Here is a 19,662-nt window from a genome sequence, read left to right on the forward strand (position 1 = left end):
ACGTCACTTCCTTAACGTGGCGTTCAACCTTTGTTCGAGCGAGGTGAGGATATTTTGTGTCGTGGTATTCACCTCATCGTCATTAAGAGTGCGCGATGGATGCTGCCAGGTCAAGCCAACCGCAAGGCTTTTTCTATGCGGATCAATGCCTTTACCCTGATAGACGTCAAATAGCCTGAGGTCTGTCAGCCATTCCCCTGCATTTTCTCGGATTACATCCAGAACGGCAGTGGCAGCGACTTCACGGCCGGCGATCAGGGCCAGGTCGCGGCGTACTTCAGGGAAGCGCGAAAGCTCGCTGAATTTGGGCATCTTACCCGACGCAACTTCAGCCAGGACCAGCTCAAAAACGAAGACTGGACGATCCAGGCCCAGGGTTTTCGACAGTTCCGGGTGAATGGCACCGACAAAGCCGACCAAACGACCTTCGCGCTCGATACGCGCCGTCTGGCCTGGGTGCAGCGCAGGGTGTTTGCCTGGCAGGAACGTGAAGGCGTCCAGCGCACCGGCAAAGCCCAGCACCGCTTCCACGTCAGCCTTGACGTCAAAGAAGTCCACGGCATCGCGGCCTTGTGCCCAGCCTTCCGGCAGGCGGCTACCGCAGACCACACCCGCCAGCATCGACTCTTGCTTCAAGCCATCGAGCTGACCGACAAAGCGCAGGCCGCTTTCGAACATGCGCACGCGATCTTGCTGGCGGTTCAGGTTGTGGGACAGCGCCTTGATCAAGCCTGGCCACAGCGACGAACGCATGGCCGCCATATCGTTGGAAATGGGGTTGGCCAGCAACAGCGGCTCAACACCTGGGTTGAACAGCTCGAACTGCTTTGGATCGATGAAGCTGTAAGTCACCGCTTCCTGATACCCACGGGCAACCAGCAGGCGACGCAGTTCCGGCAGATGTGCACGGGCTTCAGCTTTCGGCTGGGGGGCCAGACGCGCTTGCGGGTAACGAACCGGCAGGCGGTTGTAGCCGTACAGGCGGGCCAGTTCTTCGATCAGGTCAACTTCCAGGCTGATATCGAAGCGATGGCTTGGCACTTCAACGTGCCACTGCCCTTCCCCACCCGCAGAAATGGCGAGGCCGAGGGCCGATAGCAGTTGCTCAATCTCGGCTGGCTCGATCACCAGGCCGAGCATTTGCTCAACGCTTTTGGCGCGCAGCGTGATTGGCGCAACGGACGGCAGGTACTGTTCGCTGACAGTCTCGGTGATCGGGCCGGCTTCGCCACCGGTGATTTCCAGCAGCAGGCCAGTGGCACGCTCCATCGCTTCACGGGCCAGCTTCCAGTCCACGCCACGCTCATAGCGGTGCGACGCATCGGTGTGCAGGCCGTATGAGCGGGCCTTGCCGGCGATGGCGATCTGGTCGAAGAACGCGCTTTCAAGGAATACGTCGCGAGTGGTCGCCGATACGCCGCTGTGCTCGCCGCCCATCACGCCGGCAATTGCCAGGGCACGGGAGTGATCGGCGATGACCAGCGTGTCCGCGCGCAGGCTGACTTCCTGGCCGTCGAGCAGTACCAGCTTCTCGCCTTCTTCTGCCATACGCACGCGGATGCCGCCATTGATTTCGGCGAGGTCGAACGCGTGCAGCGGTTGGCCCAGCTCCAGCATCACATAATTGGTGATATCGACGGCCGCATCGATGCTGCGCACGTCAGCGCGGCGCAGGCGCTCGACCATCCACAGCGGAGTCGGCCTGGACAGGTCGACGTTACGGATCACGCGCCCCAGGTAACGGGGGCAGGCGTTTGGCGCCAGCACTTCAATCGAGCGCACGTCGTCGTGCACGGCAGGCACGCTGGCAACCACCGGGCGGGTAACAGGCACGTTGTAAAGCGCGCCCACTTCACGGGCCAGACCGGCCAGGGACAGGCAATCGCCACGGTTCGGGGTCAGGTCGACCTCAATGCTGGCGTCTTCCAGCTCCAGGTAAACACGGATGTCCTGGCCCACTGGCGCGTCGCCCGGCAGTTCCATCAAGCCGTCGTTGCCCTCGCCTACCTGCAGCTCGGCCTGGGAGCACAGCATGCCGTTGGACTCGACGCCGCGCAGCTTGGCTTTCTTGATCTTGAAGTCGCCCGGCAGTTCGGCACCGATCATGGCAAATGGAATCTTCAGGCCCGGGCGCACATTGGGCGCTCCGCACACGACCTGGAAGGTTTCGGCGCCATTGCTGACCTGGCACACCCGCAATTTGTCGGCATCCGGGTGCTGCTCGGTGCTCAGCACCTCGCCCACCACCACGCCGCTGAATACACCGGCGGCCGGGGTAACGCTATCGACCTCAAGACCGGCCATCGACAGACGAGCAACCAGCTCGTCGCGATCTACCTGCGGGCTTACCCAGCCACGCAGCCATTGTTCACTGAATTTCATCCTGCTCTCCTAAAGATTCGTTACGACTAGCGAAATTGCGCGAGGAACCGCAAGTCGTTGTCGAAGAACAGACGCAAGTCGTTCACGCCGTAACGCAGCATGGCCAGACGCTCAACGCCCATGCCGAAGGCAAAGCCCGAAAACTCTTCCGGATCGATCCCGGACATGCGCAGCACGTTAGGGTGGACCATGCCGCAACCCATCACTTCCAGCCAGCCGGTCTGCTTGCACACGCGACAGCCTTTACCGCTGCACATCACGCATTCCATATCGACTTCAGCGGACGGCTCGGTGAACGGGAAGAAGGATGGACGGAAACGCACCGCCAGCTCTTTCTCGAAGAACACCCGAAGGAACTCTTCGATGGTGCCTTTGAGGTCGGCGAAATTGATATCGCGATCAACCAGCAGGCCTTCGACCTGGTGGAACATCGGCGAGTGGGTAATATCGGAGTCGCTCCGGTACACACGGCCTGGGCAGACGATGCGGATCGGCGGCTTGTTCGCTTCCATGGTGCGGACCTGTACCGGCGAGGTATGGGTGCGCAGCAACATGTTTGCGTTGAAATAAAAGGTGTCGTGCATCGACCGGGCCGGGTGATGGCCTGGGATGTTGAGCGCCTCGAAGTTGTGATAATCGTCTTCGACCTCAGGGCCTTCGGCAATGCCGTAGCCAATGTGGGTGAAGAACTGTTCGATACGTTCCAGAGTCCGGGTGATCGGGTGCAAACCGCCCGAGGCCTGGCCACGGCCAGGCAAGGTCACGTCAATGGACTCGGCGGCGAGCTTGGCCGCAAGATCGGCCTCCTCGAGCGACGCCTTGCGCGCATTGAGAACCTCGGTGACGCGCTCCTTGGCAACGTTGATCAGCGCACCGACCTGCGGGCGCTCTTCAGCCGGTAAATTCCCCAGGGTCTTCATCACCTGAGTCAATTCACCCTTTTTACCAAGGTAGTGAACCCGGATTTGCTCCAGGGCATTGATATCTTCAGCGCTTTGCACAGCCTCAAGAGCTTGAGCGACGAGCGCGTCCAGGTTTTCCATGTACAGACTCCAGATACAAAATAGGGGAAGAGCTTGAAGGCTCTTCCCCTATTTATGACGTTTACCACCTTGGGCTACAGGAGTAACCCAGGGTGACTGTCGGGGGTACTTAAGCCAAGGAGGCTTTAGCTTTCTCGACAATCGCAGCAAACACCGCTTTTTCGTTCACGGCCAGTTCAGCCAGAACCTTACGGTCGATTTCGATGGACGCTTTTTTCAGGCCAGCGATGAAACGGCTGTAGGACAGACCGTTAACACGTGCACCAGCATTGATACGAGCGATCCACAGGGCGCGGAACTGACGTTTTTTCTGACGACGGTCACGGTAGGCGTATTGGCCTGCCTTGATTACCGCTTGTTTGGCAACACGGAATACGCGTGAACGCGCGCCGTAGTAGCCTTTAGCAAGTTTCAGAATTTTTTTGTGACGCTTACGGGCAATGACGCCACGCTTTACACGAGCCATGAGTTACTTCCTCTATTCTTGATCCAAAATTAACGAAGGCGCAGCATGCGCTCGACTTTTGCCACGTCAGACGGATGCAGCAAGCTGCTACCGCGCAGTTGACGCTTACGCTTGGTCGACATTTTGGTCAGAATGTGGCTCTTGAAAGCGTGCTTGTGCTTGATACCGTTAGCAGTTTTCAGAAACCGCTTAGCAGCACCACTTTTAGTCTTCATCTTTGGCATGTTCGGATACTCCGCATTCAGTTGATAAACATAATCAGAAGGCCTGCCGTGCCCTGTTGATTACTTCTTCTTTTTCGGGGCGATGACCATGATCAGCTGGCGTCCTTCCATCTTAGGATGCTGTTCGACCGAACCGTACTCGAGCAGGTCAGCTTCAACCCGCTTGAGGAGTTCCATCCCCAGCTCCTGGTGGGCCATCTCACGGCCGCGGAATCGCAAGGATACCTTGGCCCTGTCCCCATCACTCAGGAAACGTACCAGGTTGCGCAGTTTTACCTGGTAATCCCCTTCCTCCGTCCCTGGACGAAACTTGATTTCTTTTACTTGAATCTGCTTCTGGTTCTTCTTCGCTGCGGCAACCTGTTTCTTCTTCTCGAAGATCGACTTGCCGTAGTCCATCACCCGGCAAACGGGTGGGATTGCATCGGCGGAAATTTCCACCAGGTCCAGCTTGGACTCTTCTGCAATACGAAGCGCTTCATCAATCGAGACGATGCCAATCTGCTCGCCATCAGCGCCAATTAACCGAACCTCGCGTGCCGAGATATTCTCGTTGATCGGGGCTTTCGGTGCAGCTCGTTTATCTTGTCTCATTTCACGCTTAATAATAATTACTCCGAATCTGGGCGACCACGCCGGGAAACCGCTTGCGCGAGGAACTCAGCGAACTGGGCGACGGGCATCGAGCCCAGGTCAGCACCTTCACGAGTACGCACAGCGACAGTCTGCATCTCGACTTCCCGATCTCCGATAACCAAAAGATAGGGAACCTTGAGCAAAGTATGCTCGCGGATTTTAAAGCCGATCTTTTCATTTCTCAAGTCGGACTTGGCACGAAATCCGCTTTCGTTGAGTGTTTTTTCAACTTCAGCGGCAAAATCTGCCTGTTTATCAGTGATATTCATGATCACTGCCTGAGTCGGAGCCAGCCACGCCGGGAATGCACCCTCGTAGTGCTCGATCAGGATCCCGACGAACCGTTCGAACGAACCGAGGATCGCCCGGTGCAGCATAACCGGGTGTTTACGGCTGTTGTCTTCGGAGACGTATTCGGCTCCCAGACGGATCGGCAGGTTAAAATCGAGCTGCAGGGTACCACACTGCCAGACACGGCCAAGGCAATCTTTCAGCGAGAACTCGATCTTGGGACCGTAGAAGGCGCCCTCCCCCGGCTGCAGGTCGTACGCAAGGCCCGCGCTGTCGAGCGCGGCGGCCAGTGCAGCTTCGGCGCGATCCCAGAGCTCGTCGGAGCCGACGCGCTTTTCCGGACGAGTGGACAGCTTCATCTCGACCTCGGTGAAACCGAAATCGCGGTAAACGTCCATGGTCAACTTGATGAACGCGGCGGATTCAGCCTGCATCTGCTCTTCGGTGCAGAAGATATGGGCGTCATCCTGGGTGAAGCCACGCACACGCATGATGCCGTGCAACGCACCCGATGGCTCGTTACGGTGGCAGGCACCGAATTCGGCCAGGCGCATCGGCAACTCGCGGTAGCTCTTCAGGCCCTGGTTGAACACCTGCACGTGGCACGGGCAGTTCATCGGCTTGATGGCGTAGTCGCGGTTTTCCGACTGGGTGGTGAACATATTGTCGGCGTAGTTGGCCCAGTGCCCGGATTTCTCCCACAAGCTGCGATCAACCACCTGCGGGGTCTTGATCTCGAGGTAACCGTTTTCACGCTGGACCTTGCGCATGTACTGCTCGAGCACCTGGTACAGGGTCCAGCCGTTCGGATGCCAGAACACCATGCCCGGCGCTTCTTCCTGGAGATGGAACAGGTTCAGGCGCTTGCCAATCTTGCGATGGTCGCGCTTCTCGGCCTCTTCGATACGCTGGATATAGGCAGCCAGCTGCTTCTTGTCAGCCCAGGCGGTGCCGTAGATCCGTTGCAACTGCTCGTTCTTCGCGTCGCCGCGCCAGTAGGCGCCAGACAATTTGGTCAGCTTGAACGACTTGAGGAAACGCGTGTTCGGCACGTGCGGGCCACGGCACATGTCGACGTATTCTTCGTGGTAGTACAGGCCCATGGCCTGCTCGTCCGGCATGTCTTCCACCAGGCGCAGCTTGTAGTCTTCGCCGCGCGCAGTGAACACATCAATCACTTCGGCACGCGGGGTGACTTTCTTGATGACGTCGTAATCTTTTTCGATCAGCGCGTGCATGCGCTGCTCGATCGCAGCCAGGTCGTCCGGTGTAAAAGGACGCTCATAAGCGATGTCGTAATAGAAGCCTTCGTCGATGACCGGGCCGATCACCATTTTCGCGGTGGGATACAGCTGCTTGACCGCGTGGCCAATCAGGTGCGCGCAAGAGTGGCGAATAATCTCCAGCCCCTCTTGATCCTTGGGCGTGATGATCTGCAGGCTGGCATCGGCAGTGATCAGGTCGCTGGCGTCAACCAGCTTGCCGTCGACCTTGCCGGCCACGGTGGCCTTGGCCAGGCCGGCACCAATGGATGCGGCGACTTCGGCTACGGAAACCGAATGATCGAACGAACGTTGACTGCCGTCGGGTAGAGTAATAGTTGGCATGGCGCCTCCTCTCCTAGTGGTGACCCCTACCAAAGGTCACGTGGGTTGGGATGAGCCAGTACAAGATCCAACACCAGGCCGCTCAATACTGAACGCCTGCCTTACAGCGGCAGGAGCCTTTCGGCCAACCGATAATCGAACCAGAGTGACTGGAGTGAACAAAAAAGAGCTGGCAAGGCGGCATAGAGCGCACCTGGAAAAAGCCAAGCCCAGGATGCTAGCACAGATGAACGGTCATCGCGCCGACACGAACTGCGGTAGAAGTAAATTCCATGCCTTATGGCCGCAAAAGTGAACTTGAGCTGTACGCCACGCCTCAAACACCCCGAGAATCGCCGTTCGTCCTCGACCCAAAGGAGCATCCCATGATGCGTTTTACCTCGACACTCGCCCTCGCCGCTTCCCTGACCCTGCTTTCCCTCGGCGCGCAAGCAGCGGCACCTTCGAACTGGCCAGCTGGCGCCCGTGACAGCTTCGTCAGCGACTGCAGCGCTGCCGCCAGCCAGAACGTGGACGCCAAAACCGCCAAAGCCCATTGCGAATGTGGCGCCGACAAGATCAACGCCGAATTGAGCACTGCGGAAATCAAAGAATTGATGACCAACCAGAACGCCAGCCCGGAGCTTAAAAACAAAGCGGTCGCGGCTATTTCGTCCTGCAAAGTGGTTAAGAAAAAGTAAGAACGCTCACCGATCGGGCGTCTTTTTTGCCAGAAAAACAGCCTGAAAACGGCTGTTTCTCACAAATTACGTAGCTTTTACGGCTTTTTTTAACAGCTGATATTTCGCTCCAAAGCCCCGTAGAACGGGGCTTTCAGCCAAAACAGGCACGCAACGCAACGCGATTGATTAGCAAACAATGCCTTGGGGGGGCTCCCAAGCCGAACATTTCGACTATGATAGCCCTGTGTGCCCAGTTGGCCTGAGCAGCACAGCACTACTGAAAATATATGTTTCTTGGAGATACACCATGTCTAATCGCCAAACCGGCACCGTTAAATGGTTCAACGATGAAAAAGGCTTCGGCTTCATCACTCCTCAAGGTGGCGGTGACGACCTGTTCGTACACTTCAAAGCTATCGAAAGCGACGGTTTCAAAAGCCTGAAAGAAGGCCAAACCGTTTCCTTCGTGGCTGAGAAAGGCCAAAAGGGTATGCAAGCTGCACAAGTTCGCGGCGAGTAATTCTCCGCTGAGCTAAAAAAACCCCGTCCATGTGACGGGGTTTTTTATGGATGCTGCAAAAGCCAGTGGCTATCAGCCGCAATTGACCCGCATGATCACCAGGTTATCGTCGGTGTTCAGGTTCAGGCGGTCGGAGCGATACTCCAGCGTGATCATGTCGTTGGGTTTGAGGATGCGTGCGTTCTGCGCACCGGCACGCGTACGCGCCTGCTCCAGCAGTTGAGGCGAGGCTTTCTGGCCGATCGTGAACTCGGCAGCCTTCGACTCACAGCGGCTATGACCAGCATCGGTCACGGTGGCATCTTTGCCTGGCTCAGAGGCACCCGGGGTGCTGCAACCCGCCAACGCGAGCGCTGCCAACAAAGTACCGAATGATGCGAGCTTCCAAGGCATGAAGCCTCCTATGATTAAAAATGGACAGAGATCGTGCGACAGCGAGTGAGCAGATTGGTTTCAAGACGTTAACGTCTGACGCGCAAGTCTGCCTGAGTCACGCCCGGCAAGCGCCCCGTCAATCGTGACTAGATATGAATATGTTCAGTAGATATCAATGTAGTCAGATGACGGCGTTGGCCAATTCTGCTTGAGCGCGTTGAAAATCTGCATCACCCAGACTTCGTCGTTCGCGGCCACGTTACCCACATAACCGGAACCCTTTGCCCAGGTCTCCAGGCGAAACAGCAAACCACCTATATCAGCGCCCCCGACCACGCCTGAAGAAATGTAGGCAATACCCGCCTTGCTGACCCGCAGCTGGGTGTGCTCATCGTCACTGGCGCTGGCCAGCAGTTGGCGCACAGCGACCAGCGTAAGACTCTCGGGGTTATTCAAATCGATCTGCACGCAGTGTTTCCCGGCCAATAAACAGGCGGACAGTGTCGCACACCCCCTTCCTCATGCCTAAGTAGCAGTGCCAACTTGCGCGCAAAATGGTTAACTGCGCCCGCTGCAGCCACACGCCAGCGCATTGCCCAGCACCTACAGACCGCGAGATTTCCCATGACCACCGTAACGCTCCAAGCCGATATCAAAGCCAAATGGCCCCAAGGGCAAAGCTCCTACAGCCCCGGGAGTCCGGAGGAATTGGCGATCATCGGTATCGACCTGCTGGTCAAGGAACTCGGCACCAAGGGCGCGCAAGCATTCATCAGCCAGGTATTCGAGAAATACCCGGCCGACCACATGGGCGCACCCGAGCGCGCATAAGAACCGGCCGGCGAACGCCGACCGGTAAGGGGTTTACTTCAGACGCGCCAGGCGCTCGGTCAACAGATCGAAGAAGCCCTGGGCGTCGCCGTTTTCGACCCAGAACGCATTCTTGTCCTGCTTCAGGCCGTCGTACCAATCGACAATGGTCTGGCCGAAGGTCGGGCCTTCCCGGCTGTCGACGACCACATTGACCTGGCGACCGCTGAACAGCGACGGCTTGAGCAGGTAGGCGACCACCGTGGCGTCATGCACCGGCCCGCCAGGAATGCCGTAGTGTTCCATATCGCCTTTGACGTACTCGTTAAGAATATTGCTCACAACCTTGCTTGCGTTGTTGTTCAGGTCGGCAATTTTCTTCAGGCGAGCCTCGCTGGTCAGCACCTTATGGGTCACGTCCAACGGCAGGTAGGTCAACTTCACGCCGCTTTTAAGCACGATCTCGGCGGCCACCGGGTCGGCGAACAGGTTGAACTCGGCCACCGGCGTGATATTGCCGCCATTGAAGTGCGCACCGCCCATCACCACTACTTCCTTGATGCCCTGGGTGATTTCTGGTGCCTGGGTCAATGCCAGGGCCAGGTTGGTCTGCGGGCCGAGCATGGCAATAGTGATGCTGTGGGGCTTGGCGGCCGTCAGGGTCTTGATCAGGTAATCCACGGCGTTGCCGTCAGCCAGGCCTTGTTTCGGCTCGTGCACGGTGACACCGGAAATCCCTTCCTTGCCATGGATATTCTCGGCATAGATCGGCTTGCGCAGCAGCGGTGCCGGAGCCCCCGCGTATACCGGGATGTCCTCGCGCCCTGCCCACTCGCGCGCCAGGCGTGCATTGCGCGAGGTTTTGTCCAGGCGCACGTTGCCGGCCACGGTCGTCAGCGCGCGGATGCTCAGCTCTTCCGGCGACGCCATGGCGAACAGCAAGGCAACCACGTCATCGGCACCTGGGTCGGTATCGATGATCAGGTCGATTTTTTCTGCCGCCTGGGCGCTTGCAGCTGTGAGTGCGGACAAAAGCAGAACACTCCGAAACAGGTTTTTCAGGGATGGAAGACCACGTTGCATAAAACACTCCTTGTCGTAGGGGGGACTCTAGAAGGTTACGCCGGAGACCAGCGCGATATTGCAGTACGGTTGACATTCGCCGGTGCGCACCACGGCGCGCGCCTTGCCACTCAGTTGCTTGAACGCGTCATGGCTTAGCAGGCGTCGTTCGCCCAGCGCAGCCTGTGCGGTCAGCGCATTGAGCTCGGTCAGCGCCGGCGGCTGCTTGAGCAGGATTTCTTCAGCCAGCACGTGGCTTTCCACCTGCATTTCGCTGAGCACAACGCGCAGGGTGCTGATGAAATCCGGGATGCCCTGGGTCAGCGCCAGGTCGATCAACTCGACGCCAGGTGGCACCGGCAGGCCGGCATCACCGATGACCAGGATGTCGCCGTGCCCCAGTGACGCGATCACGCGCGACAGGGCGATATTGAGCAGAGGGGTCTTTTTCATGAGGGCACAAAACCTTGTACGTCGTGCAGGGTAGGAATAGAAGGTTGGGCGCCGGCACGGGTCACCGACAACGCTGCCGCAACCTGGCCAAATCGGATCGCCTCGGCTTCGCTCTTGCCTGCGGCCAATGCCGCAGCAAAGCCACCTACGAAGGTATCGCCGGCAGCCGTGGTGTCCACCGCCGTGACCTTGGGCGCGACCAAGTGTTCGAAGCTATTGCCATCGGCAAACAGTGCGCCCTGGGCGCCCAGGGTGATGATGACTTTAGCGGCGCCAGCCTTGATCAACGCGGTAGCGGCAAGCTTGGCGCTGTCGAGCGAGTCGACCGTTACGCCGCTCAAGGCGCTGGCTTCACTTTCGTTGGGGATCAGGTAGTCAATCGAGGCATACCACGCAGCCGGCAAGGGCCCACTGGCCGGCGCCGGGTTGAGGATCACCGTCTTGCCCAGCTCGCGGCCGCGTTTGAGCGTATGCCCGACGGTTTCCATCGGTACTTCAAGCTGGCAGATGATCACGTCGGCGGCCTGCAACACCGCGTCGCAGGCCGTCATCGAGTCGGGCGTCAACTGACCGTTACTGCCCGCCACAATCACAATCGCGTTCTGGCTGCTGTCATCCACCACGATCAGCGCGACACCACTGGAGCCTTCCATGGTGCTGACGGCCTGACAATCGATGCCTTCGATCACCAGCGCATCACGCAGTTGGCCGCCGTAGGCATCGGTACCGACGCAACCGATCATCGCCACATCCGCCCCCAGGCGCGCCAAGGCCACGGCCTGGTTGGCGCCCTTGCCACCAGGCACAGTGGAAAACGTCTGGCCGATCAGTGTTTCACCGGCGCGCGGCAAGCGACTGGCGCGGGTGACCAGGTCCATGTTCAAGCTGCCTACTACCACTACTTTTGCTGGCATACATCAGTACTCATCAATTCTGGTTCAGCGGTATTGGGCGAACACACCGGCCAACGGCGCCGTCGACTCACGCAAGACAATACTCGGCGTCACGATACGTTGATCGATCGGGCGTTGGGGTGTCGCTATACGTCGCAATAATAATTCAGCCGCTGTCTCGCCCAGTTGCAGGATCGACTGCCCGACCGTGGTCAGCGCCGGATAAACATACCGGCCCATTTGAATGTCATCGAAACCAATCACCGACAGCTCGCCCGGCACACGGATATTCTGCTCTGCCGCAGCGCGCAACACGCCGAAGCCGATCATATCGTTGCAGGCAAAAATCGCACTGGGGGGCTGCTGCGCAAGCAATTGCACTGCGGCGGCATAACCACCGGTGCTGGTAAAATCACTTTCCCGGATGCGCTCAGCCGCTATTTCAACCCCGGCTTCGCGCAGCGCACGCCGATACCCTGCCAGACGCATTTGCGCCACGCGAGTATGGGCCGGGCCGGCGATGCAGGCGATGTCGCGATGGCCCAATTCAAGCAAGTGCCGGGTCGCCAGGTAAGCCCCCTCTTCATGATCGATGCGCACCAGGTCGACGTCGATACCGTCCAGTGCCCGGTCGACTATCACCATGGGCGTGCGCACCGCACTCAAGCCAGCGGCGAGGCCACTGTCATCGCCGCCCACCGAGGTTACGATCAAGCCGTCGACGCGTTTCTCCAGCAGCACGCGCAAATAGCTGCGCTGCTTTTCAGCGTTGTCGTCGGAGTTGCAGAGGATCACGCAGTAGCCGTTGCGCTCGCAGTAGTCCTCAATGCCCCGGGCCAGTTCCGCGAAATACGGGTTGAGGCTGTTGGGCACCAGCAGCCCGATCGTCGCGGTGGTCTTGGCCTTGAGTGAGCGCGCGACCGCACTCGGCACATAGTCCAACTGCTTGATCGCCGCCTCGACCTTGATGCGCACCGGCTCGCTGACCGGGCGCGTCTTGTTCACCACATGGGACACCGTGGTGTAGGAAATCCCCGCCAGCGCTGCCACATCCTTGATCGTTGCCATGGTTCAGCCCCGCCGACTGGCGCGCTGGCTGCGGTAGGTATCAAGGACCACGGCGATCACGATCACCGCACCGGTAATGATGCGTTTGGTCGGTTCTGTCGCGCCGATCTGTGCCAGGCCCGCAGCCAATACCGAAATAATCAGCACACCAAAGAAGGTGCTGATGACCGAACCGCGTCCGCCCATCAGGCTGGTACCGCCGATCACCACGGCAGCAATCACTTGCAGTTCCAGGCCCGAGCCGGCATTCGGATCCGCCGCTTCCAGACGCGAAATCTGGAACAGCGCGGCCACGCCGGCCAACAGACCCATCAGGCTGAACACCAGGATCTTGTAGGGCTTGGGGTTGATGCCGGCCAGTCGCACCGCTTCTTCATTGGTGCCGATACCGATCAGGTAGCGACCAAACACGGTGCGGGTCAGCACCAACTGGGCGGCGATGATCACCAGCAACGCAATGATGAACGACGGCGAGATCCCGAAAGCAATCGGGTTGGACAGCCAGGCAAACGAGTCACCGATATACGCGGTGCGCGAGCCGGTCATCTGGTACGCCACGCCCCGGGCCATCTCCAGCACGCCGAGGGACACGATAAAGGACGGGATCCGCCAGGCCACGGTGATGGAACCGGTGAGTGTGCCGGCCAATGCGGCGCAGCCCATGCCCAGCACGGCGGCCGGCAATACGCTCCAGCCCCAGCTCAGAATCGCCACGCTGACCGCCGATGCCGCCAGCGCCAGTACCGAGCCCACCGACAGGTCGATGCCGCCGATGATCAGGATAAAGGTCATGCCCACCGCCAGCACCATCAGGTCCGGAATCTGGTTGGCCAGGGTGCTGAACGTGTCATAAGACAGGAAGTGATCGCTGAGCACCGAGAACAGCGCAATCATCGCCAGCAGCGCACCTGCCAGCCCCAGGTAGGTACCCAGGCCGTAGAAGTTGCCGCCAGTCTTACCGGGGGAAGTGGTTGTTTTCATGGGGTATTCCTAGGCACTGCATCGTTGAGCAGCGCATCACGTTTCTGATAGCCGGCAAAGGCGGCGGCGAGCAATTCGTCCTGGGTCCAGCTGTTGCGCTCGAAAGTCTCGATCAGGCGCCCGGCGGACAATACGCCGATGCGGTCACAGATCAGCATCAGCTCGCGCAGGTCACTGGAGACCACGACCAGCGCTTTGCCCTGGCGCGTCAACTCGCCGAGCAAGGCGTAAATGTCGAACTTGGCACCGACGTCGATGCCTCGGGTAGGCTCATCGAACAGCATCACCGAACAATCACGCTCCAGCCAGCGGCCAATCACCACCTTCTGCTGGTTACCGCCCGACAGTTCGGAAACCAACTGCGCCGGGCTGGAACTGCGGATACGCATGGCGTCGATCTGGCGCTTGGCCAGGGCGGTTTCATCGCGGCTGTTCACCAGCCCGCCAGCGGAGATTTCCGGCATGTTGCCCAGAGCGATGTTGGCGCTGATCGACTGGGTCAGCAGCAAGCCTTCACCCTTGCGGTCTTCGGTGATCAGGGCAATGCCATGACCGACCGCATCGACCGGTGAGCGAATGCTCACTACATTGGCCTGCGGCCCCAGCGCTACGGTGCCGCTGTCGGCCGGGTCGGCGCCGAAAATCAGGCGCAGCAACTCGGTACGACCGGCGCCGATCAGGCCGGAAATACCGTAGATTTCACCGGCGCGCACTTGGAACGACACATCACGAACCTTGTCCGAGCGCGTCAGGCCTGTGACCGTCAGGGCCGGTCCGCCGATGGTGCGCGGGCCCAGGTCGATATGCTCGCCCAACTCGCGCCCCACCATCAGCGTCACCAATTGTTCGCTGTTGTAATTGGCCATCGGCTCGACACACACCAGCTTGCCATCGCGCAATACCGCAATGCGCTGGGCCACACGGGCCAACTCTTCCAGCCGGTGCGAAATATAGATAATCGCCACGCCTCGGGCCTGCAGGCGAGTGATTTGTTCGAACAGCATCTCGACTTCACGGGCAGTGAGCATCGCCGTAGGTTCGTCGAGAATCAGTACGTGGCAGTCGCCGATCAGGTTGCGGGCAATCTCAACCATTTGTTGATGGCCAATGCCCAGGCTGCCGACCAGCGTGTCCGGGTCGATGGCGTCCAGGCCGACCTGGGCCATGGCTTCGGTCGCGGCTTTGCGCAGCTGTTTGCGGCTGATCCAGCCACCACGGCTGGGCAGGTTATGCAGGAACAGGTTTTCAGCCACCGTCAGCGTTGGCAGCAGGTTGAGTTCCTGCATGACCATGCGCACACCCAGCGCTTCGGCCTGGGTGCGGCTGCCGGGTTGATAGGCCTGGCCATTGAACTGCATGTTCCCGGTGGTTGGCGTGACGAGCCCGCCGATGATCTTCGACAAGGTGCTCTTGCCTGCGCCGTTTTCACCGGTCAGCGCCAGCACTTCACCGCGATTGAGCGTGAGCGTGATGTCGGACAGAACCGGTTGGGCATAGGTCTTACCGATACCGCTGACCGAGAGGACAGCGTTCGGGGCGGAAGATGACATAGGAAAATCTCCAGGCGCCCGCTCAGGACGAGCGGGCGCTGTTGGCTACTGCCGGGATTACTTCTTGAGGACGAGTTCGACCGGGGTTTCGATCACGCCGTCGGTGGCGTCGACCTTCTCGCCCTTGACCAGCTTGAGCGCGTTCTGGATGCCGAACACGGCTTGCTGGGCAGCCGCTTGGTCGGCGGTCGCCAGTACGCGACCGTCCTGCAGCATCGGCTTGATGGCTTCGATGTTGTCATAGCCCACCACCAGAACTTTACCGGCCTTGCCTGCCGCACGTACGGCGGAGACCGCGCCCAGGGCCATGTTGTCGTTACCGGCCAAGAGTGCCTTGAGGTCCGGGTATTCGCTCAGCATCGCCGATGCGACTTTCTGGCCCTGGTCGATTTCCCAGTTACCGGATTGGGTGGAGACGATCTTCATGCCTGCAGCATCCATCGCATCCTTGAAGCCTGCGGTGCGCTGCTGGGCGTTGGTGGTGGTCGGTACGCCTTCGATGATACCGACCTTGTCGCCTGCGGCCAGTTGCTTGGCCAGGTAATCACCCACCAGCTTGGAGCCTTTGCGGTTGTCCGGGCCGACGAAGGGAATATCGAGTTTTTTGCTTTTCAGCACGTCCGGGTCCAGACGGTTGTCGATGTTGACCACCTTGATGCCGGCATCCGAGGCTTTCTTCAGCACGGTGACCAGCGCTTTGGAGTCGGCGGGTGCAATGACGATGGCGTTGACCTTGGCCAGAATCATCTGGTTGACGATATCGATCTGCGCGCTGGTGTCGGTTTCGTTCTTGATGCCGTTGGTGATCATGTCGAAGTCGGCAGCGTGGGATTTCTGGTAATCCTTGGCGCCCTCTTGCATGGTCACGAAAAATTCGTTGGCAAGGGACTTCATCACCAGGCCAACCTTGGGTTTGGCGGCGGCGTCGTCAGCGAAAGCAGAAGAGAGAGGCAGGGCAGCGGATGCGGCGGCAAGCACAGCGACAGCAAGAAGACGTCCTGCAAATGGCAGCTTCATGGGTGTACTCCGATCTTATGATTATTGTGAGCAACGCTCGCGTCGAAGAAACATCTCGCAAACGTTTGCGTTGTCAGAACTATGAGAACCTTGTCGAGATTTGTCAACGGCAGTCGTTCACCTTTCATCCTGAACCCACCCTGCCCTTTTCCCGCTGGTTGAAACGACAGGCGCAACGACGATCTCATACATAACCTGCGCCAACCCGAGCTGGCTTTCGGACAACCGAACAGCGAAGCGCCTTCCGTTCGGAAAGCCGGACGGCGTCGCGTCAACCCAGACTGAAAATCCCATTTAAATTGTTTTAAATCAATAGCTTATTTTATCGCTCCGAGCATGATTGGCTTGGTACAAATCCTGCTCTTTCTCAGCACCTCGAGGCGTTCAGAGTCGCCCGGGTGTTCTGGATGAACCTGCTACCGCACTCATCAAAAACCAGAGAGAAAAATAATGAAATCTGCATTGAAGACCTTTGTTCCTGGGGCGCTGGCCCTCCTGCTGTTGTTCCCCGTTGCCGCTCAGGCAAAAGAAGTCGACACCAAGACCAAGCTTTCCAACGTGGTGATCCTCGCCACTGGCGGCACCATTGCCGGGGCTGGCGCCAGTGCGGCCAACAGCGCCACTTACCAGGCCGCCAAAGTCGGCATCGAACAATTGATCGCGGGTGTTCCTGAGCTTAGCCAGATCGCCAATGTACGCGGCGAACAAGTGATGCAAATTGCTTCGGAAAGCATCAACAACGACAACCTGCTGCAACTGGGTCGTCGCGTCGCCGAATTGGCCGACGACAAGGACGTGGATGGCATCGTGATCACCCACGGTACCGACACCCTTGAAGAAACTGCCTACTTCCTCAACCTGGTTGAAAAAACCGACAAGCCTATCGTGGTGGTCGGCTCCATGCGCCCTGGTACCGCCATGTCGGCAGACGGCATGCTCAACCTGTACAACGCCGTTGCCGTCGCGGGCAGCAAGGACGCACGGGGCAAAGGCGTGCTGGTGACCATGAACGACGAGATCCAGTCGGGTCGCGACGTGAGCAAGATGATCAATATAAAGACCGAGGCGTTCAAGAGCCCATGGGGCCCGCTGGGCATGGTCGTTGAAGGCAAATCCTACTGGTTCCGCCTGCCGGCCAAGCGTCACACCATGGATTCGGAATTCGACATCAAGACCATCAAGAGCCTGCCCGACGTCGAAATTGCCTACGGCTACGGCAACGTGAGCGACACTGCCTACAAGGCCCTGGCCCAAGCGGGCGCCAAGGCGATCATCCATGCCGGCACCGGCAATGGCTCAGTGTCATCCAAGGTCGTTCCCGCTCTGGTGGAATTGCGTAAGCAAGGCGTGCAGATCATTCGCTCTTCCCACGTCAACGCCGGCGGCATGGTGCTGCGTAACGCCGAGCAACCCGACGACAAATACGACTGGGTCGCCGCCCTTGACCTGAACCCGCAGAAAGCGCGCATCCTGGCGATGGTCGCCCTGACCAAGACCCAGGACAGCAAAGAGCTGCAACGGATGTTCTGGGAGTATTGATTCCAGGCTTTATCTGTAGGAGCAAGTTCGCTCCTACAGTTCCTCGCAAAAAATCACAGCAAATTTCCAAATTCGCTGTCAGACGGAGTTCTTTGAATTTAAGCAGTTGCGAAATTACCTACAGTTAAATACTGTATGTGCGTACAGCTTACTAAGGAATACTCCGTGGCAAAGCCCTCCTCCGCAGCACCCGCACCGCCAGATGCCTACCAGCGCCTGGCTATTCGCGTCCAAAAAATCATCAATTCGACCAACGCGCAGAAGGCCAAGGCGGCGCTGATCTTCCGCCTGCCGGATGAGCCCGAGGACGAATGGGCGCGCTTGCTTGAAGAGATTGCGGAAAACGACAACGTCACCCTCGCCTATAGGGATGACGGCGGCGTGCAGATTTTCTGGGTTGTGCCGAAGGAAGATTGATTGAATGAGTGTCCGTTTTTTTGCTGTGTGCTGCCTGTTGTTTGCTGTCACCGCCAACGCCCAAGCCCCCCGCACTTTCAGTGAAGCCAAAAAAATCGCCTGGAAGCTCTACGCTCCGCAGTCCACCGAGTTCTACTGCGGCTGCAAATACACCGGTAACCGTATAGACCTGAAAGCCTGTGGTTACATCCCGCGCAAGAACGCCAACCGCGCCGCACGCATCGAATGGGAACACATCGTGCCCGCCTGGCAGATCGGCCATCAACGTCAGTGCTGGCAAAATGGCGGGCGTAAAAACTGCACGCGCCATGACGACGTGTTCAAGCGCGCCGAAGCGGACCTGCACAACCTGGTGCCGAGCATCGGCGAGGTAAATGGCGACCGCAACAACTTCAGCTTCGGCTGGCTGCCGGTGCAAAGCGGGCAATACGGTTCATGCCTGACGCAAGTGGACTTCAAGGCCAAGAAGGTCATGCCGCGTCCGTCCATCCGCGGAATGATCGCGCGCACCTATTTTTATATGAGCAAGCAATACGGCCTGCGCCTGTCGAAACAGGATCGCCAGCTGTATGAAGCCTGGAACAAGACCTATCCGGTGCAAGCCTGGGAGCGCCAGCGCAACCAGACGGTGGGCTGTGTGATGGGCCGTGGCAATGAGTTCGTCGGCCCGGTGAACCTGAAGGCCTGTGGCTGAAGGTGGGCGCAAAACCCGCCCACCCGACTTGTTACTGGGTGACCTTGTGTTCGATGACCTCTGACACGGTGTCGTTTTTCTTGGCCCGCGCCATCTTTTCGTTGAGCAGGGTCTGCTTCGCCTCAGCCTCGGCCTTGCTCGCAAACGGCCCCAGCAGGACCTGATCCTTGCCGTCGACCTTCACGATATAAAAATTGAAACCATGCTCCAGCAACCAGGCGGTCAGGTCCGTGATCGCCTGCAGCTTGTGATCCGGCGGGCCCACCCATACATCCCATTCTTGAGCGGCAATCGCACCGGTTTGTGGCTGGCTTTGGGTCACGACAGGCTTGGCCTTGGGCGCATCGACAGGTTTACCTTCGCCGCATCCGGCCAACGCCAACACCGCAATTGCCATCGCTACTTTACGCACTGCCCTGCTCCTTTGAAGATAAAGAGGCGACTTTACCATTCACTGTCTATTCTGGCCGTCATAAACATTGGCTTAAACAATGCGAATGATGTATCGCGACCTGTATGATGCCGCCATGGGAATTAATGTCGCCTCTATGCGTCCTAAAAGAGGCAGTCACAGGGAAGCGCTTCGCAGTAAGCTACGCACATCCGACACCTGCCCTGTCTGAACATGTGTCCTTAAAAGTAATCAAGGAGAAGTCCATGCTTATACTCACCCGCAAAGTTGGTGAAAGCATAAACATCGGTGATGACATTACGATCACCATCCTGGGCGTTAGCGGCCAGCAAGTACGAATCGGCATCAACGCCCCCAAGGATGTTGCCGTGCACCGCGAGGAAATTTATCAGCGCATCCAGGCCGGCCTCACTGCGCCGGACAAAAACCAGACGCCTTGAAGCACCTCCAGTAGCCAGCCTTTTGCTTCACCGTAACGGCTGGCGAAAACCCTGATTGACCCGTTCTTTTTCTACCCGAGCTGTGCGCCTCGTACATCGGCCTGCGCTGCAAGATGAAAC

Annotated in this window: 23 protein-coding genes; 7 read left to right on the forward strand and 16 right to left on the reverse strand. The window is 58.6% G+C overall.

Features of this window, described 5'->3' with window-relative positions; all coding sequences use genetic code 11:
* Nucleotides 1–3: 3 nt before the first annotated feature.
* The 6 genes from pheT to thrS all read right to left on the reverse strand — a co-directional run bounded on the left by pheT (nt 4) and on the right by thrS (nt 6,649).
* The gene (pheT, locus tag C4J86_RS16870; protein WP_124371237.1) at nt 4–2,382 is read right to left on the reverse strand and encodes a phenylalanine--tRNA ligase subunit beta; all 2,379 of its coding nucleotides are present in this window, start codon (nt 2,380–2,382) and stop codon (nt 4–6) included.
* A gap of 26 nt (nt 2,383–2,408) precedes the next feature.
* Nucleotides 2,409–3,425, reverse strand: a complete 1,017-nt coding sequence (gene pheS, locus C4J86_RS16875; protein WP_034099107.1) for a phenylalanine--tRNA ligase subunit alpha — start codon at nt 3,423–3,425, stop codon at nt 2,409–2,411.
* 109 nt (nt 3,426–3,534) lie between these two features.
* Nucleotides 3,535–3,891, reverse strand: coding sequence for a 50S ribosomal protein L20 (gene rplT, locus C4J86_RS16880; RefSeq protein WP_005789679.1), 357 nt, complete (start codon nt 3,889–3,891; stop codon nt 3,535–3,537).
* Nucleotides 3,892–3,920: 29 nt separating this feature from the next.
* A complete protein-coding gene (gene rpmI, locus C4J86_RS16885; protein WP_002553160.1) occupies nt 3,921–4,115 on the reverse strand; it encodes a 50S ribosomal protein L35 in 195 nt (64 codons plus the stop codon).
* 60 nt (nt 4,116–4,175) lie between these two features.
* Entirely contained in the window at nt 4,176–4,727 is a 552-nt protein-coding gene (infC, locus tag C4J86_RS16890; RefSeq protein ID WP_015884933.1) for a translation initiation factor IF-3, read from the reverse strand.
* Nucleotides 4,727–6,649, reverse strand: coding sequence for a threonine--tRNA ligase (gene thrS, locus C4J86_RS16895; RefSeq protein WP_124371238.1), 1,923 nt, complete (start codon nt 6,647–6,649; stop codon nt 4,727–4,729). Before thrS ends, infC begins: the two co-directional genes overlap by 1 nt.
* Nucleotides 6,650–7,014: 365 nt before the next feature.
* Here thrS and C4J86_RS16900 point away from each other — a divergent pair, with 365 nt between their 5' ends.
* Nucleotides 7,015–7,329, forward strand: a complete 315-nt coding sequence (locus tag C4J86_RS16900; RefSeq protein ID WP_015884935.1) for a hypothetical protein — start codon at nt 7,015–7,017, stop codon at nt 7,327–7,329.
* 289 nt (nt 7,330–7,618) lie between these two features.
* Nucleotides 7,619–7,831 (forward strand): cold-shock protein, encoded by a 213-nt coding sequence (locus C4J86_RS16905; protein WP_003234260.1) that lies wholly within the window; start codon nt 7,619–7,621, stop codon nt 7,829–7,831.
* A gap of 72 nt (nt 7,832–7,903) precedes the next feature.
* On the opposite strand, the gene C4J86_RS16910 is transcribed toward C4J86_RS16905, so the two are convergent.
* Both C4J86_RS16910 and C4J86_RS16915 read right to left on the reverse strand, forming a co-directional pair.
* Complete coding sequence (locus tag C4J86_RS16910; RefSeq protein WP_124371239.1) at nt 7,904–8,224, reverse strand: I78 family peptidase inhibitor; 321 nt, start codon at nt 8,222–8,224, stop codon at nt 7,904–7,906.
* A 144-nt stretch (nt 8,225–8,368) separates the two neighbouring features.
* Nucleotides 8,369–8,674 carry a hypothetical protein gene (locus tag C4J86_RS16915; RefSeq protein ID WP_124363572.1) on the reverse strand — a complete coding sequence of 102 codons (306 nt, stop codon included), beginning with the start codon at nt 8,672–8,674 and terminating at the stop codon, nt 8,369–8,371.
* 156 nt (nt 8,675–8,830) lie between these two features.
* Between C4J86_RS16915 and C4J86_RS16920 the strand changes: the two genes are divergently transcribed.
* Entirely contained in the window at nt 8,831–9,037 is a 207-nt protein-coding gene (locus C4J86_RS16920; RefSeq protein WP_124367646.1) for a hypothetical protein, read from the forward strand.
* A gap of 33 nt (nt 9,038–9,070) precedes the next feature.
* On the opposite strand, the gene C4J86_RS16925 is transcribed toward C4J86_RS16920, so the two are convergent.
* Genes C4J86_RS16925 through C4J86_RS16955 form a run of 7 tightly spaced genes read right to left on the reverse strand, consistent with a single transcriptional unit; the run spans nt 9,071 to nt 16,040 of the window.
* On the reverse strand, nt 9,071–10,099 hold the full coding sequence (locus tag C4J86_RS16925) for a nucleoside hydrolase (protein ID WP_124367647.1): 1,029 nt from the start codon (nt 10,097–10,099) through the stop codon (nt 9,071–9,073).
* Nucleotides 10,100–10,126: 27 nt separating this feature from the next.
* Complete coding sequence (rbsD, locus tag C4J86_RS16930; RefSeq protein WP_124363575.1) at nt 10,127–10,531, reverse strand: D-ribose pyranase; 405 nt, start codon at nt 10,529–10,531, stop codon at nt 10,127–10,129.
* Entirely contained in the window at nt 10,528–11,445 is a 918-nt protein-coding gene (gene rbsK, locus C4J86_RS16935; RefSeq protein ID WP_124371240.1) for a ribokinase, read from the reverse strand. Before rbsK ends, rbsD begins: the two co-directional genes overlap by 4 nt.
* Nucleotides 11,446–11,469: 24 nt before the next feature.
* The gene (locus C4J86_RS16940; protein WP_124363577.1) at nt 11,470–12,492 is read right to left on the reverse strand and encodes a LacI family DNA-binding transcriptional regulator; all 1,023 of its coding nucleotides are present in this window, start codon (nt 12,490–12,492) and stop codon (nt 11,470–11,472) included.
* Nucleotides 12,493–12,495: 3 nt separating this feature from the next.
* On the reverse strand, nt 12,496–13,473 hold the full coding sequence (locus tag C4J86_RS16945; protein WP_003174987.1) for an ABC transporter permease: 978 nt from the start codon (nt 13,471–13,473) through the stop codon (nt 12,496–12,498).
* Nucleotides 13,470–15,023: a sugar ABC transporter ATP-binding protein gene (locus tag C4J86_RS16950; protein ID WP_124371241.1), complete on the reverse strand. Its 1,554-nt coding sequence runs from the start codon at nt 15,021–15,023 to the stop codon at nt 13,470–13,472. The genes C4J86_RS16945 and C4J86_RS16950 overlap by 4 nt, the downstream gene beginning before the upstream one ends.
* Nucleotides 15,024–15,080: 57 nt before the next feature.
* Nucleotides 15,081–16,040, reverse strand: a complete 960-nt coding sequence (locus tag C4J86_RS16955; RefSeq protein ID WP_124359095.1) for a sugar ABC transporter substrate-binding protein — start codon at nt 16,038–16,040, stop codon at nt 15,081–15,083.
* 450 nt (nt 16,041–16,490) lie between these two features.
* Here C4J86_RS16955 and C4J86_RS16960 point away from each other — a divergent pair, with 450 nt between their 5' ends.
* From C4J86_RS16960 to C4J86_RS16970, 3 genes are all read left to right on the forward strand, one after another.
* Nucleotides 16,491–17,579, forward strand: coding sequence for an asparaginase (locus C4J86_RS16960; protein ID WP_124367653.1), 1,089 nt, complete (start codon nt 16,491–16,493; stop codon nt 17,577–17,579).
* Nucleotides 17,580–17,744: 165 nt separating this feature from the next.
* The gene (locus C4J86_RS16965; protein ID WP_124404699.1) at nt 17,745–17,996 is read left to right on the forward strand and encodes a DUF1654 domain-containing protein; all 252 of its coding nucleotides are present in this window, start codon (nt 17,745–17,747) and stop codon (nt 17,994–17,996) included.
* A gap of 4 nt (nt 17,997–18,000) precedes the next feature.
* On the forward strand, nt 18,001–18,690 hold the full coding sequence (locus C4J86_RS16970) for an endonuclease (RefSeq protein WP_124371242.1): 690 nt from the start codon (nt 18,001–18,003) through the stop codon (nt 18,688–18,690).
* 31 nt (nt 18,691–18,721) lie between these two features.
* On the opposite strand, the gene C4J86_RS16975 is transcribed toward C4J86_RS16970, so the two are convergent.
* Nucleotides 18,722–19,087, reverse strand: coding sequence for an SPOR domain-containing protein (locus C4J86_RS16975; protein ID WP_124368997.1), 366 nt, complete (start codon nt 19,085–19,087; stop codon nt 18,722–18,724).
* Between the two features lie 260 nt (nt 19,088–19,347).
* On the opposite strand from C4J86_RS16975, the gene csrA reads away from it, so the two are divergent.
* Nucleotides 19,348–19,542 carry a carbon storage regulator CsrA gene (gene csrA / locus C4J86_RS16980; RefSeq protein ID WP_003192511.1) on the forward strand — a complete coding sequence of 65 codons (195 nt, stop codon included), beginning with the start codon at nt 19,348–19,350 and terminating at the stop codon, nt 19,540–19,542.
* Nucleotides 19,543–19,662: the final 120 nt, after the last annotated feature.

The sequence above is a fragment of the Pseudomonas sp. R2-7-07 genome, from assembly GCF_003852355.1.
Classification (GTDB): domain Bacteria; phylum Pseudomonadota; class Gammaproteobacteria; order Pseudomonadales; family Pseudomonadaceae; genus Aquipseudomonas.

Coding starts and splice junctions, on each gene's coding strand:
- pheT (WP_124371237.1), bottom strand. CDS start 2,382: ATGAAATTCAGTGAACAATGGCTGCGTGGCTGGGTAAGCCCGCAGGTA.
- pheS (WP_034099107.1), bottom strand. CDS start 3,425: ATGGAAAACCTGGACGCGCTCGTCGCTCAAGCTCTTGAGGCTGTGCAA.
- rplT (WP_005789679.1), bottom strand. CDS start 3,891: ATGGCTCGTGTAAAGCGTGGCGTCATTGCCCGTAAGCGTCACAAAAAA.
- rpmI (WP_002553160.1), bottom strand. CDS start 4,115: ATGCCAAAGATGAAGACTAAAAGTGGTGCTGCTAAGCGGTTTCTGAAA.
- thrS (WP_124371238.1), bottom strand. CDS start 6,649: ATGCCAACTATTACTCTACCCGACGGCAGTCAACGTTCGTTCGATCAT.
- C4J86_RS16900 (WP_015884935.1), top strand. CDS start 7,015: ATGATGCGTTTTACCTCGACACTCGCCCTCGCCGCTTCCCTGACCCTG.
- C4J86_RS16905 (WP_003234260.1), top strand. CDS start 7,619: ATGTCTAATCGCCAAACCGGCACCGTTAAATGGTTCAACGATGAAAAA.
- C4J86_RS16910 (WP_124371239.1), bottom strand. CDS start 8,224: ATGCCTTGGAAGCTCGCATCATTCGGTACTTTGTTGGCAGCGCTCGCG.
- C4J86_RS16920 (WP_124367646.1), top strand. CDS start 8,831: ATGACCACCGTAACGCTCCAAGCCGATATCAAAGCCAAATGGCCCCAA.
- C4J86_RS16925 (WP_124367647.1), bottom strand. CDS start 10,099: ATGCAACGTGGTCTTCCATCCCTGAAAAACCTGTTTCGGAGTGTTCTG.
- rbsD (WP_124363575.1), bottom strand. CDS start 10,531: ATGAAAAAGACCCCTCTGCTCAATATCGCCCTGTCGCGCGTGATCGCG.
- rbsK (WP_124371240.1), bottom strand. CDS start 11,445: ATGCCAGCAAAAGTAGTGGTAGTAGGCAGCTTGAACATGGACCTGGTC.
- C4J86_RS16940 (WP_124363577.1), bottom strand. CDS start 12,492: ATGGCAACGATCAAGGATGTGGCAGCGCTGGCGGGGATTTCCTACACC.
- C4J86_RS16945 (WP_003174987.1), bottom strand. CDS start 13,473: ATGAAAACAACCACTTCCCCCGGTAAGACTGGCGGCAACTTCTACGGC.
- C4J86_RS16950 (WP_124371241.1), bottom strand. CDS start 15,023: ATGTCATCTTCCGCCCCGAACGCTGTCCTCTCGGTCAGCGGTATCGGT.
- C4J86_RS16955 (WP_124359095.1), bottom strand. CDS start 16,040: ATGAAGCTGCCATTTGCAGGACGTCTTCTTGCTGTCGCTGTGCTTGCC.
- C4J86_RS16960 (WP_124367653.1), top strand. CDS start 16,491: ATGAAATCTGCATTGAAGACCTTTGTTCCTGGGGCGCTGGCCCTCCTG.
- C4J86_RS16970 (WP_124371242.1), top strand. CDS start 18,001: ATGAGTGTCCGTTTTTTTGCTGTGTGCTGCCTGTTGTTTGCTGTCACC.
- C4J86_RS16975 (WP_124368997.1), bottom strand. CDS start 19,087: ATGGCAATTGCGGTGTTGGCGTTGGCCGGATGCGGCGAAGGTAAACCT.
- csrA (WP_003192511.1), top strand. CDS start 19,348: ATGCTTATACTCACCCGCAAAGTTGGTGAAAGCATAAACATCGGTGAT.